Genomic DNA, 16,559 nt, shown 5'->3' with positions numbered 1-16,559 from the left:
ATGGAAATAAAATGCATTATAACAGACGATGAACCTATCGCCCGGAAAGGTTTGAAGCGATATATCAACAAAGTTGATTTTCTGACAATAGCCGGAGAATGCGAGGATGCGGTACAACTCAATAACATGCTCAAGACTGTTCATGCAGACTTGCTTTTCCTCGACATCGAAATGCCTCATCTGTCGGGACTGGATCTTTTAGCCGATCTGCAGAATCCACCCCATGTAATCATCACCTCAGCCTACGAGCAATATGCCCTGAAAGGATACGAGTTCGATGTAGTGGATTATCTGCTGAAACCTATCCCCTTTTCCCGCTTCCTGAAAGCTGTCAACAAAGTACATACAATGATAGAATCCGAATCGAAAAAAGAGGAGGATATATATATCTTTATAAAAACAGAGAAACAGCTAAAAAAAATCTATCTCAAAGAAATACTCTTCATTGAGAGCATGGAGAATTACATTATCATCCATACACCAACTACCAAAGATACAGCCAGCATCCGGTTGAAATCCATACTCGACACGCTTCCGGCAACTTCCTTTATGCAGGTGCACCGTTCATTCATTGTAAACCTATCCCACATACAGGCTATCGAAGGAAATCAGTTAGTTATCGGAGAACATAAAATTCCGGTATCACGCCCGATGCGGGAAGAGGTGTACAAAGCGATTATCAATAATCAGTTGATTACAAAATAACCATAGGTTCATTCTTTTGTTTCTGTCAACCACGCCACCTTTTGCTCGGATTCATGCGGGCGACCGATTATATCCGCATAAAGCTCCGGACGACGGGCATTCCGATAACGATAACCTCCGGCTTGTTTTAATTTATCAGGGGTGGCTGTAGCAATTACGAAATCATCTCCCAACTTACGGCATTCCGCCAATATATCACCAAAAGGATCCAGAATCATTGAACAACCGTTTTTAACTTCATTATAGTCACGTCCGATCGGGTTGGAGAACACCACATACACGGCATTGTCGTAAGCTCTGGCGGGAAGCCATTTCATCAGCCAGGCACGACCTTTCAAACCATCAAACTCCTGCCGCAAACTCGTAGGGTCAATCTCTCGGTTTTCCCACAACTTCATATCTACCAAACCTGCACCGGGGCGTGGAGATGGCGTACACATCGTCACATGAGGCATAAATATAATATCCGCTCCCAACAAAGCCGTGGCACGAACATTCTCAACAATATTATTATCATAGCAGATCAATATACCACATTTCCACCCTTTGATCTCAAACAATACATATTGATCGCCCGGTAAAATATTTGGATTGATAAACGGATGCAATTTTCGGTACTTCGCTTTCAATCCATTGCCATCCACACAAACTTGCGCTTTATAGATACGATCCTCCTCTCTCTCAAAGAATCCGGCTAACAAGGTGACACCAAATTCTTTAGCGATAGCAATTAGTGCTTGCGTGCTTTCCCCTGCAGGAATCGGTTCAGCAATAGCCAACAATTCCTCACGAGACAAATCCTTGGCAAACGTATATCCGCACACCGAGCATTCGTGAAAAGCCACCACGTCCGCACCTTCAGCCGAAGCTTTCCGACACATCTCCCGGATAACGGAAAGGTTATACACTTTGTCATTATCCCGTGTCTCAAACTGCACGGTAGCGATTTTCAATAATTCCATTAATATGTTGATTTATTAGGTTTACATATTATTCAATAGAGTCGTAAAGATAACAATTATCTTTTTCCCCAACCCGATTTCAGTAATAAGTTAATTACAAAACAGCTCGTTTAATTTTTAGCTTACCGGATCTTGATATAACCACAGTATCACCGGCAAAAGCATCCCCCTGATAAACATCGTTCAGATATATTCGATTATCTCTTTCTTTGAAAGTATAAGGCCCCGATTGGAAAGTGTCTCCACTGTCATCTGTAAATCCACTAATAGATTGGGGAGTTACGAAAACAATATCTTTGTATATCAAAGATGCTTTCATTCTATATGGCTTAACAATAAGCGACTTTTTAGTAAACAGGTTTCCCTTTTTAAATATTATCGTATCGTTTTCCTGTACATGGCCAACAAAAGCATTGTTCAGAAACAAAAATCCTTTATGCTCTTTGATCAAATCCTTCCCTGCCCTGATAAAAACGGTATCATTATTTATATAACTTCCATAACCGGGGAGTCCGCGGGGAAGCTGTATCTCAAACCCTCCGGTATTGTCTGTTACAAAATTCATTTTCATCATTTGCTGTGCATTACATTTGGTGCCGACTGTATACAAACTAAAACCTATAGCCAGACATACCGTTGTTAAAACTGATAATTTTGCCATTGTGTGTACTTTTAAGTTAAACAAATCTTTCAAAACAGATTTGAATGACAAATGAACCGGGAGTTCAGCTTTACCGACTTCCTGAACCTCCGGAGCAGCTAACAAGTCACAATCCAACGCAGTAGCAATTAGCCTCAATGTATAACTTCTTGGCACTACTTTTCCTGACTCGATACGTTGCAAAGTTCGGACACTAATATTACATTTACTTACCAGTTCCTCTTGGGTTAACCCTTTTGTTTCCCGAAGCCCTGCAATGTACTTACCTAATTCCGGTTGTTTCATCTTCATTCAAATTTTCGACAAGATTATGCATAACTCAAACTTTCAACAAATAAAGCAGCAAACTTTCACCCGACATTTACCCGACATTTGGCTACAGCACAGTATATTCATACAAAGTTAATAAAACATCGTATAATAATAATGATATAATACAAATAACCTTAAAAGCCCATTCAAATCAATACAAAATTCATTGTAATACAATTATCATATATATATTTGCACACAACCTATTTTATAGAGGCCATGAAGAATATAACCGGATTGCTATTGCTATTATTGCCTGTTTTTTGTCTGATATCATGTAGCAATGATAATGACGAAGAACTAATTGAGAAAAAGAGTTACGAACTAAGTTCTATCCAATGGACTTTACGGGAAGGTGACGGAGAAGAATTCTTCGAGATAAAAATTCCTGAACGGATTTTCCAAAACACTGGAGACGAGATTATGTGGATAACAGTTCATTCTCATGGCTATATTGATGAAACATCTCTATTCCATATTGAAGATAAAGTGCTCACTGATTTATCAGAAGATGATTCCACTATTATTTCTATACCTGATATGACAGAAATATTATCTTCAAACTTCAAATATTTAGTCGGAGGACGACAAGCACCTTTTCAAACAGAAGAGTCAGTACTTACTCCTAACAGAACCATAGAAGATCGCACTTCATTAGCTCCTCACTGTGAACTACACTACTATACCACCATTAAAATAAAAAAAATAATAGCAACATACAAAGCACTTCTTACAGAAAAAGGGGGAGCAAGCAGTTATGAAGCAGAAGGTAAATGGGAGGGCCAATTTTTTGCTGGATCAACTGAACATTATACTATTAATGAGATAAAATGACAGTTTCTATAAAGAGACTTACAACTATTGAAGTATTGTCGTTTGGCATCAGCACTTAAATGTTTTTTGTGTGGATAATATAGTGCACTAACATATAGATCACCATTTCTAACAAATGCATTCAATATGAGATAAAAAATGCACTATTCAAAACAACACACTCAAACAAATCCTACCAAACAGCCAGTTTTTCGGCCTTTCCCGGGTAAACTTCACACGAAGTCCGAGCTGATTGCGATTACCTCCGAGGTAAATGGCAGTCAAGTCCGAGGTAATTCAAATTAGGTCTGAGACAATTCGAACCAAGTCCGAGGTAGTTGGGATCAGCTGCCGGATAATTCAGAGAAATTCGGTTTATAACTCATTTTTTCTCTTCAAACCTCATCCTCTAAACAAAATCAGAGCTTCTTTTATCGTGGAAGCGTTGCAGGACATACACTTTTTGGGTTGACATTTTCATTGTAGAAAGAACCGGAAAATATCCACTCTGCTAATTACCTCCGGAGACAATCCCGACAAGCAATCAACATTCGATAATTCACGCCCGATTCTTTACAAAATGTCAATTAACAACTGCTGCTCCCTGCCATATTTATAAACAGTCTCCCACATCCCTACGTACAGGATATCCTCAGTAAGCAATAATAACAAAATGACATTTTGATAAATTCAAGTTCACTTGATCGACAAAAGTATTTTATATCCTCCAATCACTCAGATTAATGAACAAGCACTACAACGTAACTGTTATAAATAAAAATAGAAACTATAATTTACGACCAACATAAATACGAACAATATGGAAACTTTCAAAGATATTATAAACGGGGACAAACCTGTATTGGTAGACTTTTTCGCAACTTGGTGCGGGCCTTGTAAAGTGATGAGCCCTACGGTCGAAGCTTTAGGGAAAGAATTAGTTGGACAAGCACGTGTTCTCAAAATCGATGTGGATAAGAATGAAGCTGTAGCCAATCAATATCGCATTCAGTCTGTTCCAACATTGATTATTTTCAAAAAGGGAGAAGCTGTTTGGCGTACGTCTGGAGTAATGGAGAAAAGTGCTCTTTTGCAAGAAATAAAAAATCACCTAATATTTTAATACATTCAGACTTAATCTAGACAATACAAACAGCTATAATATTATAGAATATGTAAAAAGAGAACTCCAAAATGGAATTCTCTTTTCATTAAAATACAATTTAAATATTTCTTATTTTTCTTCTGGTATAGGATAATCAAGCACCTTCGATGTAGCCCAGGTAGCCGCTGTTGTATCCTTATTAAATTCTTTTATATAGTTAAATCGGAAATATACATTCGTCTTATTTTCACTCTTTTCCTGAGCTGTTGCATAACTAAAGAAAGTACTCATAGGAAAGGCATTCTCAAAAGTCACGTTACCCGTACTATTTTTACCATCGGTAACCTTCACTGCACGTAAGAAAACTTCATAAACACGCTGACCATTAATTTCCTTTACTTCCTGATTTCTATCAAATGATAATGACATCAGGTTAGACTGATCACTAGACGCATTAGGATGGCTAGACAAAACAAAAAGCATACCTTTCATATATCCACCAACCCCTGCATCAAGAATTGTCATTTCATTTTTTTTAATAGTAGTAGTATCATCTAAATAAGGAGCAACATCTCCTGTAGAAACTTTTCTATATTGAAATTCAGATGCCGTATAATATTCAGTAGCAGACTGATTAACCGGATCATCACCATTTATTTTTTTCCAGGCATAAATACATTGCCCCTCAGACAAATTATCCAATTGAGGATGATAAATAGGTACTGAATAATCACTCTCATATGCCAGATTTTTGAAAGATTTAGTAGACATCTTCACTACAGCATATGCTTCGTATGAACTTTCATTATTTCCCCCATCCAAGCAAGAGGTCAACAAAACTGTAGCCATAGCTACCGCACCTAAAAACTTAAGTTTCTTCATTTTTTCTGTTCTTTTTTTTTTATGTTATTAGTATTTGTTTATTTAGAAACCCAGGCGGAATCCGGCCTGAAGACTTACATTAAATGGTTTTTCGGAACGTACGGTTTCAATCGTACTTCCATTGTCAAAGTAATAGTCGACACCCGCTTCCGCATAAAGACTTACAAAGCGAAGCAATGGATAGCTTACACCTGCACGGGCATTGACAGACCACATCCACTCTTTCATACGGATATGTTCGCTCTCTTTTCCATATAACTCTTTACCTGAATATTTCTCTGTAATCAACTTACCCGACACATTCACTTCTGTCATGGCACCTGCTGCGGCATACACCTGGAAACGATTCCATTCAGCAATCTTATAGGACAAAGAAACCGGAATACCGATAAAATGAAGCTTTTGTGCTGTCTTATTATAATATATCGGGGCATCCACATCCCAGGTAGAAGACAAAAACGTATAATTCAACCCCATCAACAAGGCAAACCGGTTATTCAGATAACGGCTTACAGAAAAGCCCACTGATATCGGTGTCTTATGATGTATGTTTGTCTTCGGATATGTATTATTCTCAAAGTTAGCAGCATTGAGGAATAATAACTCCTGATCTGTCATCATCGTATTTTTCAGTGCGTATGTATTCAACGAGTTATTTGTACCCGCTGTCACACTACCACCTCCCATACCGAATCCCCATTTACGCGGAGACACTTCTTTTTCTTTTTTACCCACCGGAGCAGCATCTGCTATCAACGACCGGGTAGTAGCAGAACCCACTTCCGGATGATCCTGTGCAACTTCTTCTTTTTCAACCACTACAGGTTCTTCATCCGGATGTATTATTACTTCTGCTTGCTCCTCCAAATCATCATCTGAAGAAATAATGGCAGGTTCAGTATCGGCAACCTTTACGGCCGCCTTATATGTTGACTGCACTTTAGCCGGCTGTTGCACTACGGCTATCGGTGATGCAGTTACTTTTTCCTTTATCGGCTCTACCGGTGCGACGGGAGCTTCAGCCTCTTTAGCCAGCTCAGTCTCCACCTTTTTAGTCTCTTTCTCTATCTTCTCTGCGATCGGAGCCACTTCCTTCTCCGACTTAAACATATAAACGCCTCCTGTTATCATCAATAATGAAATAACTGCCGCAGCAGCCCAGTAGCGAAGCGTTCGACGGAAAGGTACCGGTGCTTTTACCGGTAAACGATCGGCAATAGCCTCCCAATCCCCCGGCATCGTATCCACCTCAAAATCTTGCAATTTCAAGCGGAACATATCATCAAATGTATCTCTTTCCTTTTCCATTTTCTCCTTTCAATACAAAGCGTTAATCCTCTTTTGTAACATCTGTTTGGCGCGCGTAAACTGTGAACGTGACGTACTTTCCGTAATATTCAACATCTCACTGATCTCCTTATGGGAATATCCTTCTATTGCGAACAAGTTGAATACCGTACGGAAACCGGTTGGCAACTCTTGTACCAACTGCATCAGCTCCGCTGCCGACATACTTGAAATGACCGAACTGTCGGGCTGGATCAGCTCCGCCGTATTATCCAGGTCGGTCGATTCGCGCAATACATCTGATTTACGCAAATACTCCAATGCACAATTTACAAAGATCTTCCGCATCCACCCCTCGAATGAACCAGCTCCCGAATAAGAGTCCATACTGGTAAAAACCTTTACAAAACCATCCTGCAACAAATCTCGGGCAGTCTCCCTGTCGTTCACATAACGCAGACAAACCCCCATCATTTTGCGGGAATACCTCTCGTAAAGCTCTTTCTGAGCCAGCCTGTCCCCCTTCCTACAACCTTCTATTAGTTGTGTCTCGTCCATTCAGTGTGTGCCTTCTCACCTCTTACGAGGCCGTACAAATATTATGATGTTATTCTCGTACAAAACGCTGCATGTTTCATGAACTTTTTTTCATAAAAGAGGCGGACACATAGATCCGCCCCATACAGGTATGCTTTGCAAAGATAAGATGTTCTAACGAATTTCCGTGTTAACGGATATAGACTGCTTACTTTTTTTTCGCAGGATCGACCGGGCAGCCGGCACCGTCGTCGACAGGCACTGCTTCCATTCCAATCTTTTTAAAGGCTGAAGCCAATTTGGTCTTGGAAGTTTTATCTGTCTTATAGGTTACGTTTACCGTACGAGTTTTCAGATCGCACTTCAGATCGGTCACCCCTTTCTCGAAAGCAATATTCTTTTCTACCTTTTTCTGGCAATTGGCACATTCCATTTCTTCCACGAAGAAAGTTACCGTGTCCTTTTTCTTCTTTGCATCCTGTGCATAGGCCGTAGAAAGCGTAAATACGGCACAAATCAATGCTACTACTAACTGTTTCATAATGTATTTGTATTAATTGGTAAATAATTTATCTGTTATTTTTAATCGCGGCTGATGTTAAAACGTAAGCCGGCATATATCTTTCGTCCGTGAACAGGGCCCCAAACCATCGAGCCATCGAAGTTATCCCCCCGCGGGTTTTCCGCATCGATGATCGGGTGAGACTGCTTGTAATCGAACAGGTTCTCGGCTCCGATATAGATAGACCAACGGCGGAAATACCGGGTGATCTGTGCATTGACAACCGTATAAGCATTAAAGTTCGGTTCCCACAGCGGATTCGTCGCATCCGGAGTCGGCATACGTCCTCCTCCGTTAAACTGTCCGGTCAGGTCGAACTGCCACTTCTTCAACGGAGTCTGATAAGAGGCCGTTGCCAGCGCTTTATAGTCGCTGACCAACGGTTTCTTCAGCCGCCGGGTCACTCCTTCCGCATTCCGGTAATCCGTTTTGGCATCCGTGTAACGATAAGCCGCAGTCAGGGTAAATCCACGGAAGAAAGGGTAAGTCGCTTCCACCTGGAAACTGTTGGAATACGATTTTCCATCCAGATTATAGAAGCCCACAGCATGCGGATCACTATCCATATCGACAACCACCTGCTTCAGGAAATTGGTGTAATACCATTCCCCGTTCAAAGATAATTCTTTTCCGAACAAAGGGATATAGAACGACAGGTTCAATCCTGTATTCCACGCCTCCTCCTGATCCAGGTTTTCGGCAATATTCATTTTACGGCTACTCGACAACAGGAAGTTGTTTTCTGCCAGGATATTGGCCGTACGGAAACCTTTCCCTGCCGAAGCACGGACATGGAACCAGTCGAACGGATTATATTTAATATGTACGCGGGGCGTAACAAAGAAATCGTATAAAGAGCTGTAATCGGCACGGATACCTCCCAGAACGATCAGCTTATCATTCAGATTGTAAGTGTACTGCACATAGGCACCGGGGACAACTTCCGTACGGTCGAACACCTTACGCGTTCCTGCCTGTAAAAGGTTTTCATTGAAACCGTCATAATTCATACTCAATCCGGTGCTCAGGCTGTGTGCCGGAGAAAACTCTTTTTCATACAACAAACTGGCATACACATTATTCTGATAAACATTGTAGGGCGTACGGTCGTACATGGACTTTTGTTCATGGTAAGAGCCGGAAAGGATCAGCGCCACGCTCTCCACTTTTTCCTTATCGATGATATAAGCCTGTTTGGTATACAGTTCCGCACGGTTCGTTTCCAGATGCACCTGATACGGATCAGCGAAATCATGGTGTTTGGTAGCCTGGCCACCGGTACGGTTTTCATGCAGATAACGTGCTCCGTACTGCGCCACATAATTATCCAGTTTATGATACCAGCGGTTCATCAGGTTGACCTGTTCCTTTAGCGGAGTATCCAGAAAACCGTCGTCGTTGCCGTCATGCTGCTTCTTATCATTGGAATAATGAACCAGCAAGCCGGTCGATACCTTATCGTTGATATGCCACGAAGCATCCGCATTCCCTTCATAACGCCCGGCATCGCTACCGAACAGGTTCACTGAGAAAATATCCGCCGTAGGTGGTTTCTTGAACTCCACATTGATCTGTCCGGCAAGGGCTTCATATCCGTTCTTAACAGAAGAGGTACCTTTAGACACCTGTATACTTTCCATCCAGGCACCGGGCACATAGTCCAGTCCGTACAAAGACGCTGCTCCGCGGAAGTTCGGATAATTCTCCGTCAACATCTGGACATAGGTTCCTGCCAGCCCCAACAGTTTGATCTGGCGGGCTCCGGTAGCCGCATCGGCATACGACACGTCGACAGACGGGTTCGTCTCAAAACTCTCGGCCAGGTTACAACAGGCGGCACGGCATATTTCATCATAGGTAATCTTTTGCGTCTGCAATACGCTGGTACGGGAAGCGATCGTTCCCATTTTACGTTCGCTGATCACGACTTCTTCGAGGGCGACTTCCCCTTTCAAAGTGATTCGCAACGGTTCATCAGGGTTAGTCACCGGCATCACAAAAGTGGTATAGCCGATATAACTAACGACCAGGTTATTCGTACTTTTTCTTGTTTTCAACTTGAAAGCGCCATCCACATCGGTCGTTGTCCCCTGCTGGGTTCCTTCCCAGTACACATTGGCACCGATAACCGGCTGGTTATTATCATCAAACACATGCCCTTTTACTTCATCCGCCCGGGCAGAAATGGCGAAGAAGGTTATTAATAGAATAAGATAGAGTTGTTTCAACATTACTTTACACTTTGATTCAATAAGTATTCGATTAGCACTATAGTCCTACCCCTATCAGCACTAGTATGCTAACACTACCAGCACGATAGTATGAATGGGGCTGACACTACTATCCTGTTTCCATAGCGGATACAGGCCGGAGTAGTTTCGGTCTACTAAATCAAAAGTGTAGTAAGCAGGTTCAGGTAAATACGCGGACAGACAACAGGTGGCCCGTCCTGATCCTGCGCAGTATATTCTTTTATGGAAGGAATAGGAAGCAATGATGCCAACGGAGAAGCGAACGACAAAAGGTCGATCACTGCCGGTTGTAATTCAACTACCGGATTAGCGGAACTGCTCCAGTCGAAACTGATGCGCTCCAAACCACAGCAATCGTCTTCGCAACAGCCGGAATTACAGGCAGTAGCTTCGCCTACCGCATCGCAACAGCTATGTTCGTGCACTTCGCAACAATTATCATTCAACAATACGGCAACACCTTCTGTGCGGCAATCGCCACAACAATAGGTAATTAAGTTTACTCCGGCACCTCCATAGAAGATTAGAGTCGCCAGAAAAACGATAAACAGATATGTCACAGTATTTTTCATCCGACACAAAGATAGTGCTTTCGTTGCACCACTCCTATGCATTAATATTATTTAGGAAATTGGGAGAGATAATAATATGTTTCAGGAGATACGGCACTCTCGATATGGTAGCGGGTGGAAGCAGAGACACTGAAAGTGTAACCTCTCTCTTCATTCGGAGCAACCGGAAGATAAAGTACCGTGTCCCTCACTCCGGTAGCCAGAATAGATTTGGCCGATGCCGTATCGATAGAGTCCGTCAACGAATAATAGAGGGTATATGTCAGGTCTTCCTGCTCCGCTGCCGGCTTTTGCCAGGACAGTTTCAACTCGTTATCCACCTTTTCCACACGGATCTCCGCCGGAGCAGCCGGAATCTTGTCGCTTAGCCAGGTGAGCGGTAATAACTGGGCGGGATATTTGTAGTAGTTGTCTCTCAACTCTTCATAAAGTCCTTTCGTATTATCCAATACATTCTCACAACGGAAAAAAGTACAACCCGCCCCGCCATAATAACGGCTGTAATCTATCTGGTCGGTAATGTCGTTCACAGTCCAGTCCGCTTCATTCTTTTCCATACGGTAAGCACCCAAGCCGGGTACAACCAGACGACCGTTACAATTCTCCACCCAATTGTCTACAAACGGGAAAAAGTTGTCATGCAGATAATACATCATGGGGACGATCATATCCTGTTTTCCTTTTTGCATCCACATCTTCGGATCCTGGAAAACACTTTCGTAGGCCGTCCAGCCGGCATTGGGAACCCGTTCGATACGGTTATATTTACCCAGCGGCGAACTGCTGACCTGCACCCAGGGCTTTGCCTGTTTTACCCAGTCATAGATACGGTACACCATCTTGTTGATGTTCTCGCGCCGCCAGTCCGGCAACTTCTGCGATTTACCATATTTATTATGAACCGCTTTATCCGGAAAGCTCTTTGCCTGCTCCGGATAACGGATATAATCAAACTGGATACCGTCGATATCATAGCCGTTAACCAGCTCTTTCACCAACGACAGAATGTAATCGGCAGTCTCCGGCACTCCCGGATCGAGATACCATTCCCCATTATGGCGTTTGCATAACTTCGGATGGCGTTTGACGACGGACAGTTTGCCTTGTTCCTTCACAGCCTTCTCCGTACCAACAGGAAATGTCACAAACCAGGCATGGCATTCCATCCCCCGTTTGTGACATTCTTCTATCGCAAAAGCCAACGGATCATATCCGGGCATTGTTCCATATTTACCTGAGAAAGTTTTAGCGGCCGGTTCTATCGCCGAACGGTAAATAACATCCCCCCGCAGACGCACCTGCAAAAAGACGGTATTGAAATTCGCATCGGCCAACCGATCCAGTATATTGCATAAATCCTGTTGCTGGGCTTTCCTTCCCGCCTCTGTTGTAGCCGGCTTTTTAGGCCAGTCCAGACCATAGACGGTAGTAAGCCAGACAGCACGGATCTCGTGCTTCGGAGATTCAACCGCTCCTATTGTCTGAAGCAGTAAAAGTACCAGAAATAACAGGCAATACTTTCTCATTTCCACTTATTTATTTAGTGGCGCAAAGGTAGTATATTTTCGTTATTTACCAATTTCAGATAAATATCTCTCTGCTTCAATAGCGGCCTGGCAACCTGTTCCGGCAGCTGTAATGGCCTGACGGTAATGCGGATCAGCAACGTCGCCTGCGGCAAAAACTCCGGGTACTTTTGTACGCGGTGTTCCGGGTACGGTCTTGATGTATCCTACTTCGTCCGTATCGATCCACGGTTTGAAGATATCCGAGTTCGGTTTGTGTCCGATAGCCAGGAAGAAACCATCGATAGCGATGTCTACTTTTTCTTCGTCCGCTTCACCCATGCGTTTTACCAGGTGGGCACCTTCCACGCCGTTTTCACCAAACAGGCCGATCGTATTGTGCTCAAACAAAACCATAATGTTCGGCGTATTGAATACGCGTTCCTGCATAACTTTCGATGCACGCAAGAAAGGTTTACGGACAATCAGATACACCTGCTTTGCCAGTCCGGCCAGATAAACAGCTTCTTCACAAGCCGTATCTCCACCGCCTACAACAGCAACCACTTTCTTACGGTAGAAGAAACCGTCGCAGGTAGCACAGGCGGAAACACCCATTCCTGCATATTTCTGTTCGTCAGGAATACCCAGATATTTAGCGGTCGCACCGGTTGCGATGATCAAAGCTTCTGTCTCAATCACTTTTTCTCCGTCGATCGTCACCTTATAAGGGGCGGCAGAAAGATCGGTTTCAGTAGCAATCCCGAAACGGATATCAGCACCGAAACGCAATGCCTGCTGTTTCAGGTCTTCCATCAACTCCGGGCCAGTGATGCCTTCCGGATAACCCGGGAAGTTTTCAACCTCCGTAGTAGTAGTCAACTGTCCCCCTGGCTGAATGCCTTCATACAATACGGGAGACAAATTAGCACGTGAAGCATAGATTGCTGCTGTATATCCTGCAGGGCCGGAACCTATAATCAGGCAACGAACCTTTTCATTCATTGAATCGCTCATACTTTTATATTTGAATATTAATAATAGACTATTAACGAAGATCGATGATCTCGGCATCCGGGTAATCGCTCTCTTTGAAAACAAAAAAATCATCCGGTTGGTTTACACCAGTCTTCAACTTACTGATATGAACCGTGTTACTGATCCCGTTTTTTGCTTCGACCTTGATCGTAGCCGGGAAATTGGAGAACTTTTCTATCTGTAACTCCACACGGATGATATCCCCTTTTTTCTTTGGCGTCAGTTCGATGTCATAAGCCGATTTACCATTGGCTGCGGTACTTTCACCGATATATTTGGCTGTAAATCCTTTCTTATACATACGCAGCAGTATAGCCGGATTGGTCAACTGCAATTCTTCCCCGGTAGGAGTGCTTACGTTCACTTCGTCGTTACGTTCCACATAACTCCACTGTGTCGTTCCGTCAAACCAGGTTGTCATATCAGGTGTCACCAGGGTGAACTTATCCCCTTTCATATGAATCGTCCCCTCAAAACTTTCCGATACCTTCTGCACATCCGAACGGGTATTTAATGCAAAAGAAGCCGAAATACCATTTGAATTCTCATAAGCGAAAGCCGCCTTGTCGAGAATAGACACCGGATTTTGCGCCCTGCTAATCACTCTGACACCAAAAAGGAGACATAACAGAAGACCCACAAAAGCAATCCCCCGCCATATTCTAATTTTCTTTTCTCTTTCCATAAATAACATTTGCTGGTTAATACATTATTTCAGGGAATTCAGCAGTTGCTCCAGATTGTACTCATCCTGGATCAATACCTGACGCGCCTTACTTCCTTCAAACGGTCCTACGATTCCGGCTGCTTCCAACTGATCCATCAAACGTCCGGCACGGTTGTAACCGATGGCGAACTTACGCTGGATAAGCGAAGTCGAGCCCTGTTGCTGGATAACGATCAAGCGGGCGGCTTCATCGAACAGCGGGTCACGATCCGAGAGGTCGACAGCACCCGGTGCTTTGTCATCTCCACCCTCTCCCACATATTCAGGCAACAGGAAGGCGGTTGCATATCCGGCCTGACCGGAAATATAATTCACGATCTGTTCCACTTCCGGAGTATCCACAAAGGCACATTGTACACGATTCGTATCGCCCCCCTGCGAGAACAGCAAGTCACCACGACCGATCAGCTGGTTAGCTCCCGGAGCATCCAAGATCGTACGCGAGTCGACCATCTGCATCACGCGGAATGCCATACGGGCCGGGAAGTTCGCCTTGATAATACCGGTAATGATATTGGTAGACGGACGCTGTGTAGCGATGATCATATGGATACCGACGGCACGCGCCTTCTGGGCAATACGGGCAATCGGCGTTTCGATCTCTTTGCCGGCCTGCATGATCAGGTCGCCGAACTCATCGATGATAACGACGATGAACGGCATGAACTTATGTCCCTTCTCCGGATTCAGATGGCGGGAGACAAATTTGGCATTATACTCTTTAATGTTACGCACGTGTGCTTTCATCAGCAACTCGTAACGGTCGTCCATTTCCTTACAAACAGAGTTAAGCGTCATGATAACCTTCGTGCAGTCTGTAATTACAGCCTTATCCGCATCCGGCAGTTTCGCCAGGTAATGACGTTCCAGGTCGGAATAGATGCCGAACTCAACCATTTTCGGGTCGACCAGCACAAACTTCAGTTCCGACGGATGCTTTCTATATAATAAAGATGTAATAACCGCATTCAGGCCGACTGATTTACCTTGTCCGGTAGCACCAGCCACCAGCAGGTGAGGCATCTTACACAGGTCGAACATAAAGATCTCGTTGGTAATAGTCTTACCCAACACAACCGGCAAATCGTATTTGGACTCCTGGAATTTACGAGAAACGACCACCGACTGCATGGATACGATCTGCGGATCTTTGTTCGGCACTTCAATACCAATCGTTCCCTTACCCGGCATCGGTGCAATGATACGGATACCCAATGCCGACAGGTTCAAGGCAATATCATCTTCCAGGTTCTTGATCTTTGAGATACGGACACCGGTATCCGGAACAACTTCATATAACGTAATGGTTGGCCCGACTGTCGCCTTGATAGAAGCAATGCTGATACCGAAACTTTCCAGCGTCTGCTTGATACGTTTCTGGTTGGCCATCTGTTCTTCCATATCGACCTGATGATCGCTAACATCATATTTCTTCAACAGCTCGATCGGAGGCATACGGAAATTAGACAGATCCAGTTTGGGGTCGTACTCACCTAATGAAGATGCATCGTAAACCTCATCGTCACCGGAAGGGACTTCCACTGTAAAGCGGGGATCTCCCGGAAGGTCTTCCGGATCATCGGGTTGATTCCCTGCATCCGGAACATCGTATGCTTCTTCCTCCTGGGGTACTGTTACCTCAAATGTATCGTCAGCTGATACATTCGAATAGGTTTCAGTACGGGGTTCAGGTTTACGATAGCTTTCCTCCTCGTCGGCAGACTCCATTTCTTTTGCCGTATCAAAAACGAACTCATCCGTTTCCGGCCGTTCATCCGGCTGATCTGTGATAATATGCTCAGACACATCTTCTTCTTCCGAGTCAACTTCATCCGTCTCTTCTTTCTTTTCTCTCTTGAGACGTTCCTTCAACCAACCGAAAGAAAGCAGCTTTTGCAGGAACGGTATTGTTTGCTTACTGGAGAAGATGGCAATAATCAGAAAAACTCCGGCCAGCAACAGAATTGTCCCTGGAATGCCGATATTGGTAATCATCATTTCAGACAGATAATATCCGTGCTGTCCCCCTAAATAAATAAAGGTATCTTCATATCCGGTGATAAAAACAAACGCAAAGAATAACGATCCCCAGACCAACATGGCGGCACTGAACAGGAAACGCTTCAGCAGGGAGACCTTGCGCAGGTTCATCAACTTTGCCCCGACCGATCCCAGGAAGAACAGAATCATAAAAGAAGAGATACCGAACCAACGGTTCATCAACAAGTCGGCCAGGAATGCACCTCGTACTCCCGTCCAGTTCTCCACCGATCCCCTGTTTGTCAGAAGATCCGACAGCGGAACATTCTCGATCTTACTCTGATCGGCTCCTCCCGTAAAGAAGAAAGAGATCAGGGACAGTCCTATATAAATCGTGATAATCGCAATTACCAGTCCGGTAATAAAACGGGTACGTTCGTTGGTGAAGAACATCTTCATCATTGCAAACTTACCCGGTTCATTATTATTATTTTGTTTTGTTGTAGTTGCTTTCTTTGCCATATAAATCCTCGTATATATTTAAGTAAAAAGAGATTTATCCACCCTCTCCTTATTTTATAACATGCAAATATACGGGATTTCTCCAAACTGCCACGCAAAAAAAATCTTTTATTCCGGTTTAATACTTTTCGCTAAAT

General features: G+C 43.6%; 15 protein-coding genes. 3 read left to right on the top strand and 12 right to left on the bottom strand.

Features of this window, described 5'->3' with window-relative positions; translation table 11 throughout:
• Positions 1-705, top strand: a complete 705-nt coding sequence (locus tag HMPREF1536_RS15470; RefSeq protein WP_028726151.1) for a LytR/AlgR family response regulator transcription factor — start codon at positions 1-3, stop codon at positions 703-705.
• An 8-nt stretch (positions 706-713) separates the two neighbouring features.
• On the opposite strand, the gene HMPREF1536_RS15465 is transcribed toward HMPREF1536_RS15470, so the two are convergent.
• Together HMPREF1536_RS15465 and HMPREF1536_RS26675 are read right to left on the bottom strand one after the other, a co-directional pair.
• Entirely contained in the window at positions 714-1,667 is a 954-nt protein-coding gene (locus tag HMPREF1536_RS15465) for a nitrilase family protein (RefSeq protein ID WP_028726150.1), read from the bottom strand.
• 94 nt (positions 1,668-1,761) lie between these two features.
• Positions 1,762-2,613 carry a helix-turn-helix domain-containing protein gene (locus tag HMPREF1536_RS26675; RefSeq protein ID WP_081693244.1) on the bottom strand — a complete coding sequence of 284 codons (852 nt, stop codon included), beginning with the start codon at positions 2,611-2,613 and terminating at the stop codon, positions 1,762-1,764.
• A 246-nt stretch (positions 2,614-2,859) separates the two neighbouring features.
• Between HMPREF1536_RS26675 and HMPREF1536_RS15455 the strand changes: the two genes are divergently transcribed.
• Complete coding sequence (locus HMPREF1536_RS15455) at positions 2,860-3,474, top strand: hypothetical protein (RefSeq protein ID WP_044191284.1); 615 nt, start codon at positions 2,860-2,862, stop codon at positions 3,472-3,474.
• Between the two features lie 799 nt (positions 3,475-4,273).
• Positions 4,274-4,576 (top strand): thioredoxin, encoded by a 303-nt coding sequence (gene trxA / locus HMPREF1536_RS15450; protein ID WP_028726148.1) that lies wholly within the window; start codon positions 4,274-4,276, stop codon positions 4,574-4,576.
• 111 nt (positions 4,577-4,687) lie between these two features.
• Here trxA and HMPREF1536_RS15445 read toward each other — a convergent pair whose 3' ends face one another.
• The 10 genes from HMPREF1536_RS15445 to HMPREF1536_RS15400 all read right to left on the bottom strand — a co-directional run bounded on the left by HMPREF1536_RS15445 (position 4,688) and on the right by HMPREF1536_RS15400 (position 16,422).
• On the bottom strand, positions 4,688-5,440 hold the full coding sequence (locus HMPREF1536_RS15445) for a BFO_2992 family lipoprotein (RefSeq protein ID WP_028726147.1): 753 nt from the start codon (positions 5,438-5,440) through the stop codon (positions 4,688-4,690).
• 42 nt (positions 5,441-5,482) lie between these two features.
• Entirely contained in the window at positions 5,483-6,748 is a 1,266-nt protein-coding gene (locus HMPREF1536_RS15440) for a porin family protein (protein ID WP_028726146.1), read from the bottom strand.
• Between the two features lie 9 nt (positions 6,749-6,757).
• On the bottom strand, positions 6,758-7,285 hold the full coding sequence (locus HMPREF1536_RS15435) for an RNA polymerase sigma factor (protein ID WP_028726145.1): 528 nt from the start codon (positions 7,283-7,285) through the stop codon (positions 6,758-6,760).
• A 187-nt stretch (positions 7,286-7,472) separates the two neighbouring features.
• Positions 7,473-7,805, bottom strand: a complete 333-nt coding sequence (locus HMPREF1536_RS15430) for a cation transporter (protein ID WP_028726144.1) — start codon at positions 7,803-7,805, stop codon at positions 7,473-7,475.
• A gap of 41 nt (positions 7,806-7,846) precedes the next feature.
• Entirely contained in the window at positions 7,847-10,057 is a 2,211-nt protein-coding gene (locus HMPREF1536_RS15425; RefSeq protein ID WP_028726143.1) for a TonB-dependent receptor, read from the bottom strand.
• Positions 10,058-10,212: 155 nt separating this feature from the next.
• The gene (locus tag HMPREF1536_RS15420; protein WP_028726142.1) at positions 10,213-10,650 is read right to left on the bottom strand and encodes a hypothetical protein; all 438 of its coding nucleotides are present in this window, start codon (positions 10,648-10,650) and stop codon (positions 10,213-10,215) included.
• A gap of 47 nt (positions 10,651-10,697) precedes the next feature.
• Positions 10,698-12,176 (bottom strand): glycoside hydrolase family 10-like protein, encoded by a 1,479-nt coding sequence (locus HMPREF1536_RS15415; protein WP_028726141.1) that lies wholly within the window; start codon positions 12,174-12,176, stop codon positions 10,698-10,700.
• Between the two features lie 42 nt (positions 12,177-12,218).
• Complete coding sequence (trxB, locus tag HMPREF1536_RS15410; RefSeq protein ID WP_028726140.1) at positions 12,219-13,172, bottom strand: thioredoxin-disulfide reductase; 954 nt, start codon at positions 13,170-13,172, stop codon at positions 12,219-12,221.
• Positions 13,173-13,203: 31 nt separating this feature from the next.
• Positions 13,204-13,878 (bottom strand): outer membrane lipoprotein periplasmic chaperone LolA1, encoded by a 675-nt coding sequence (locus tag HMPREF1536_RS15405; RefSeq protein WP_028726139.1) that lies wholly within the window; start codon positions 13,876-13,878, stop codon positions 13,204-13,206.
• Between the two features lie 24 nt (positions 13,879-13,902).
• A complete protein-coding gene (locus HMPREF1536_RS15400; protein WP_028726138.1) occupies positions 13,903-16,422 on the bottom strand; it encodes a DNA translocase FtsK in 2,520 nt (839 codons plus the stop codon).
• Positions 16,423-16,559 lie beyond the last annotated feature (137 nt).

The organism is Parabacteroides gordonii MS-1 = DSM 23371 (genome assembly GCF_000969825.1).
Classification (GTDB): domain Bacteria; phylum Bacteroidota; class Bacteroidia; order Bacteroidales; family Tannerellaceae; genus Parabacteroides; species Parabacteroides gordonii.
The sequence above is the reverse complement of the archived record's forward strand: the minus strand, read 5'-3'. Positions and strand labels throughout refer to the sequence as shown.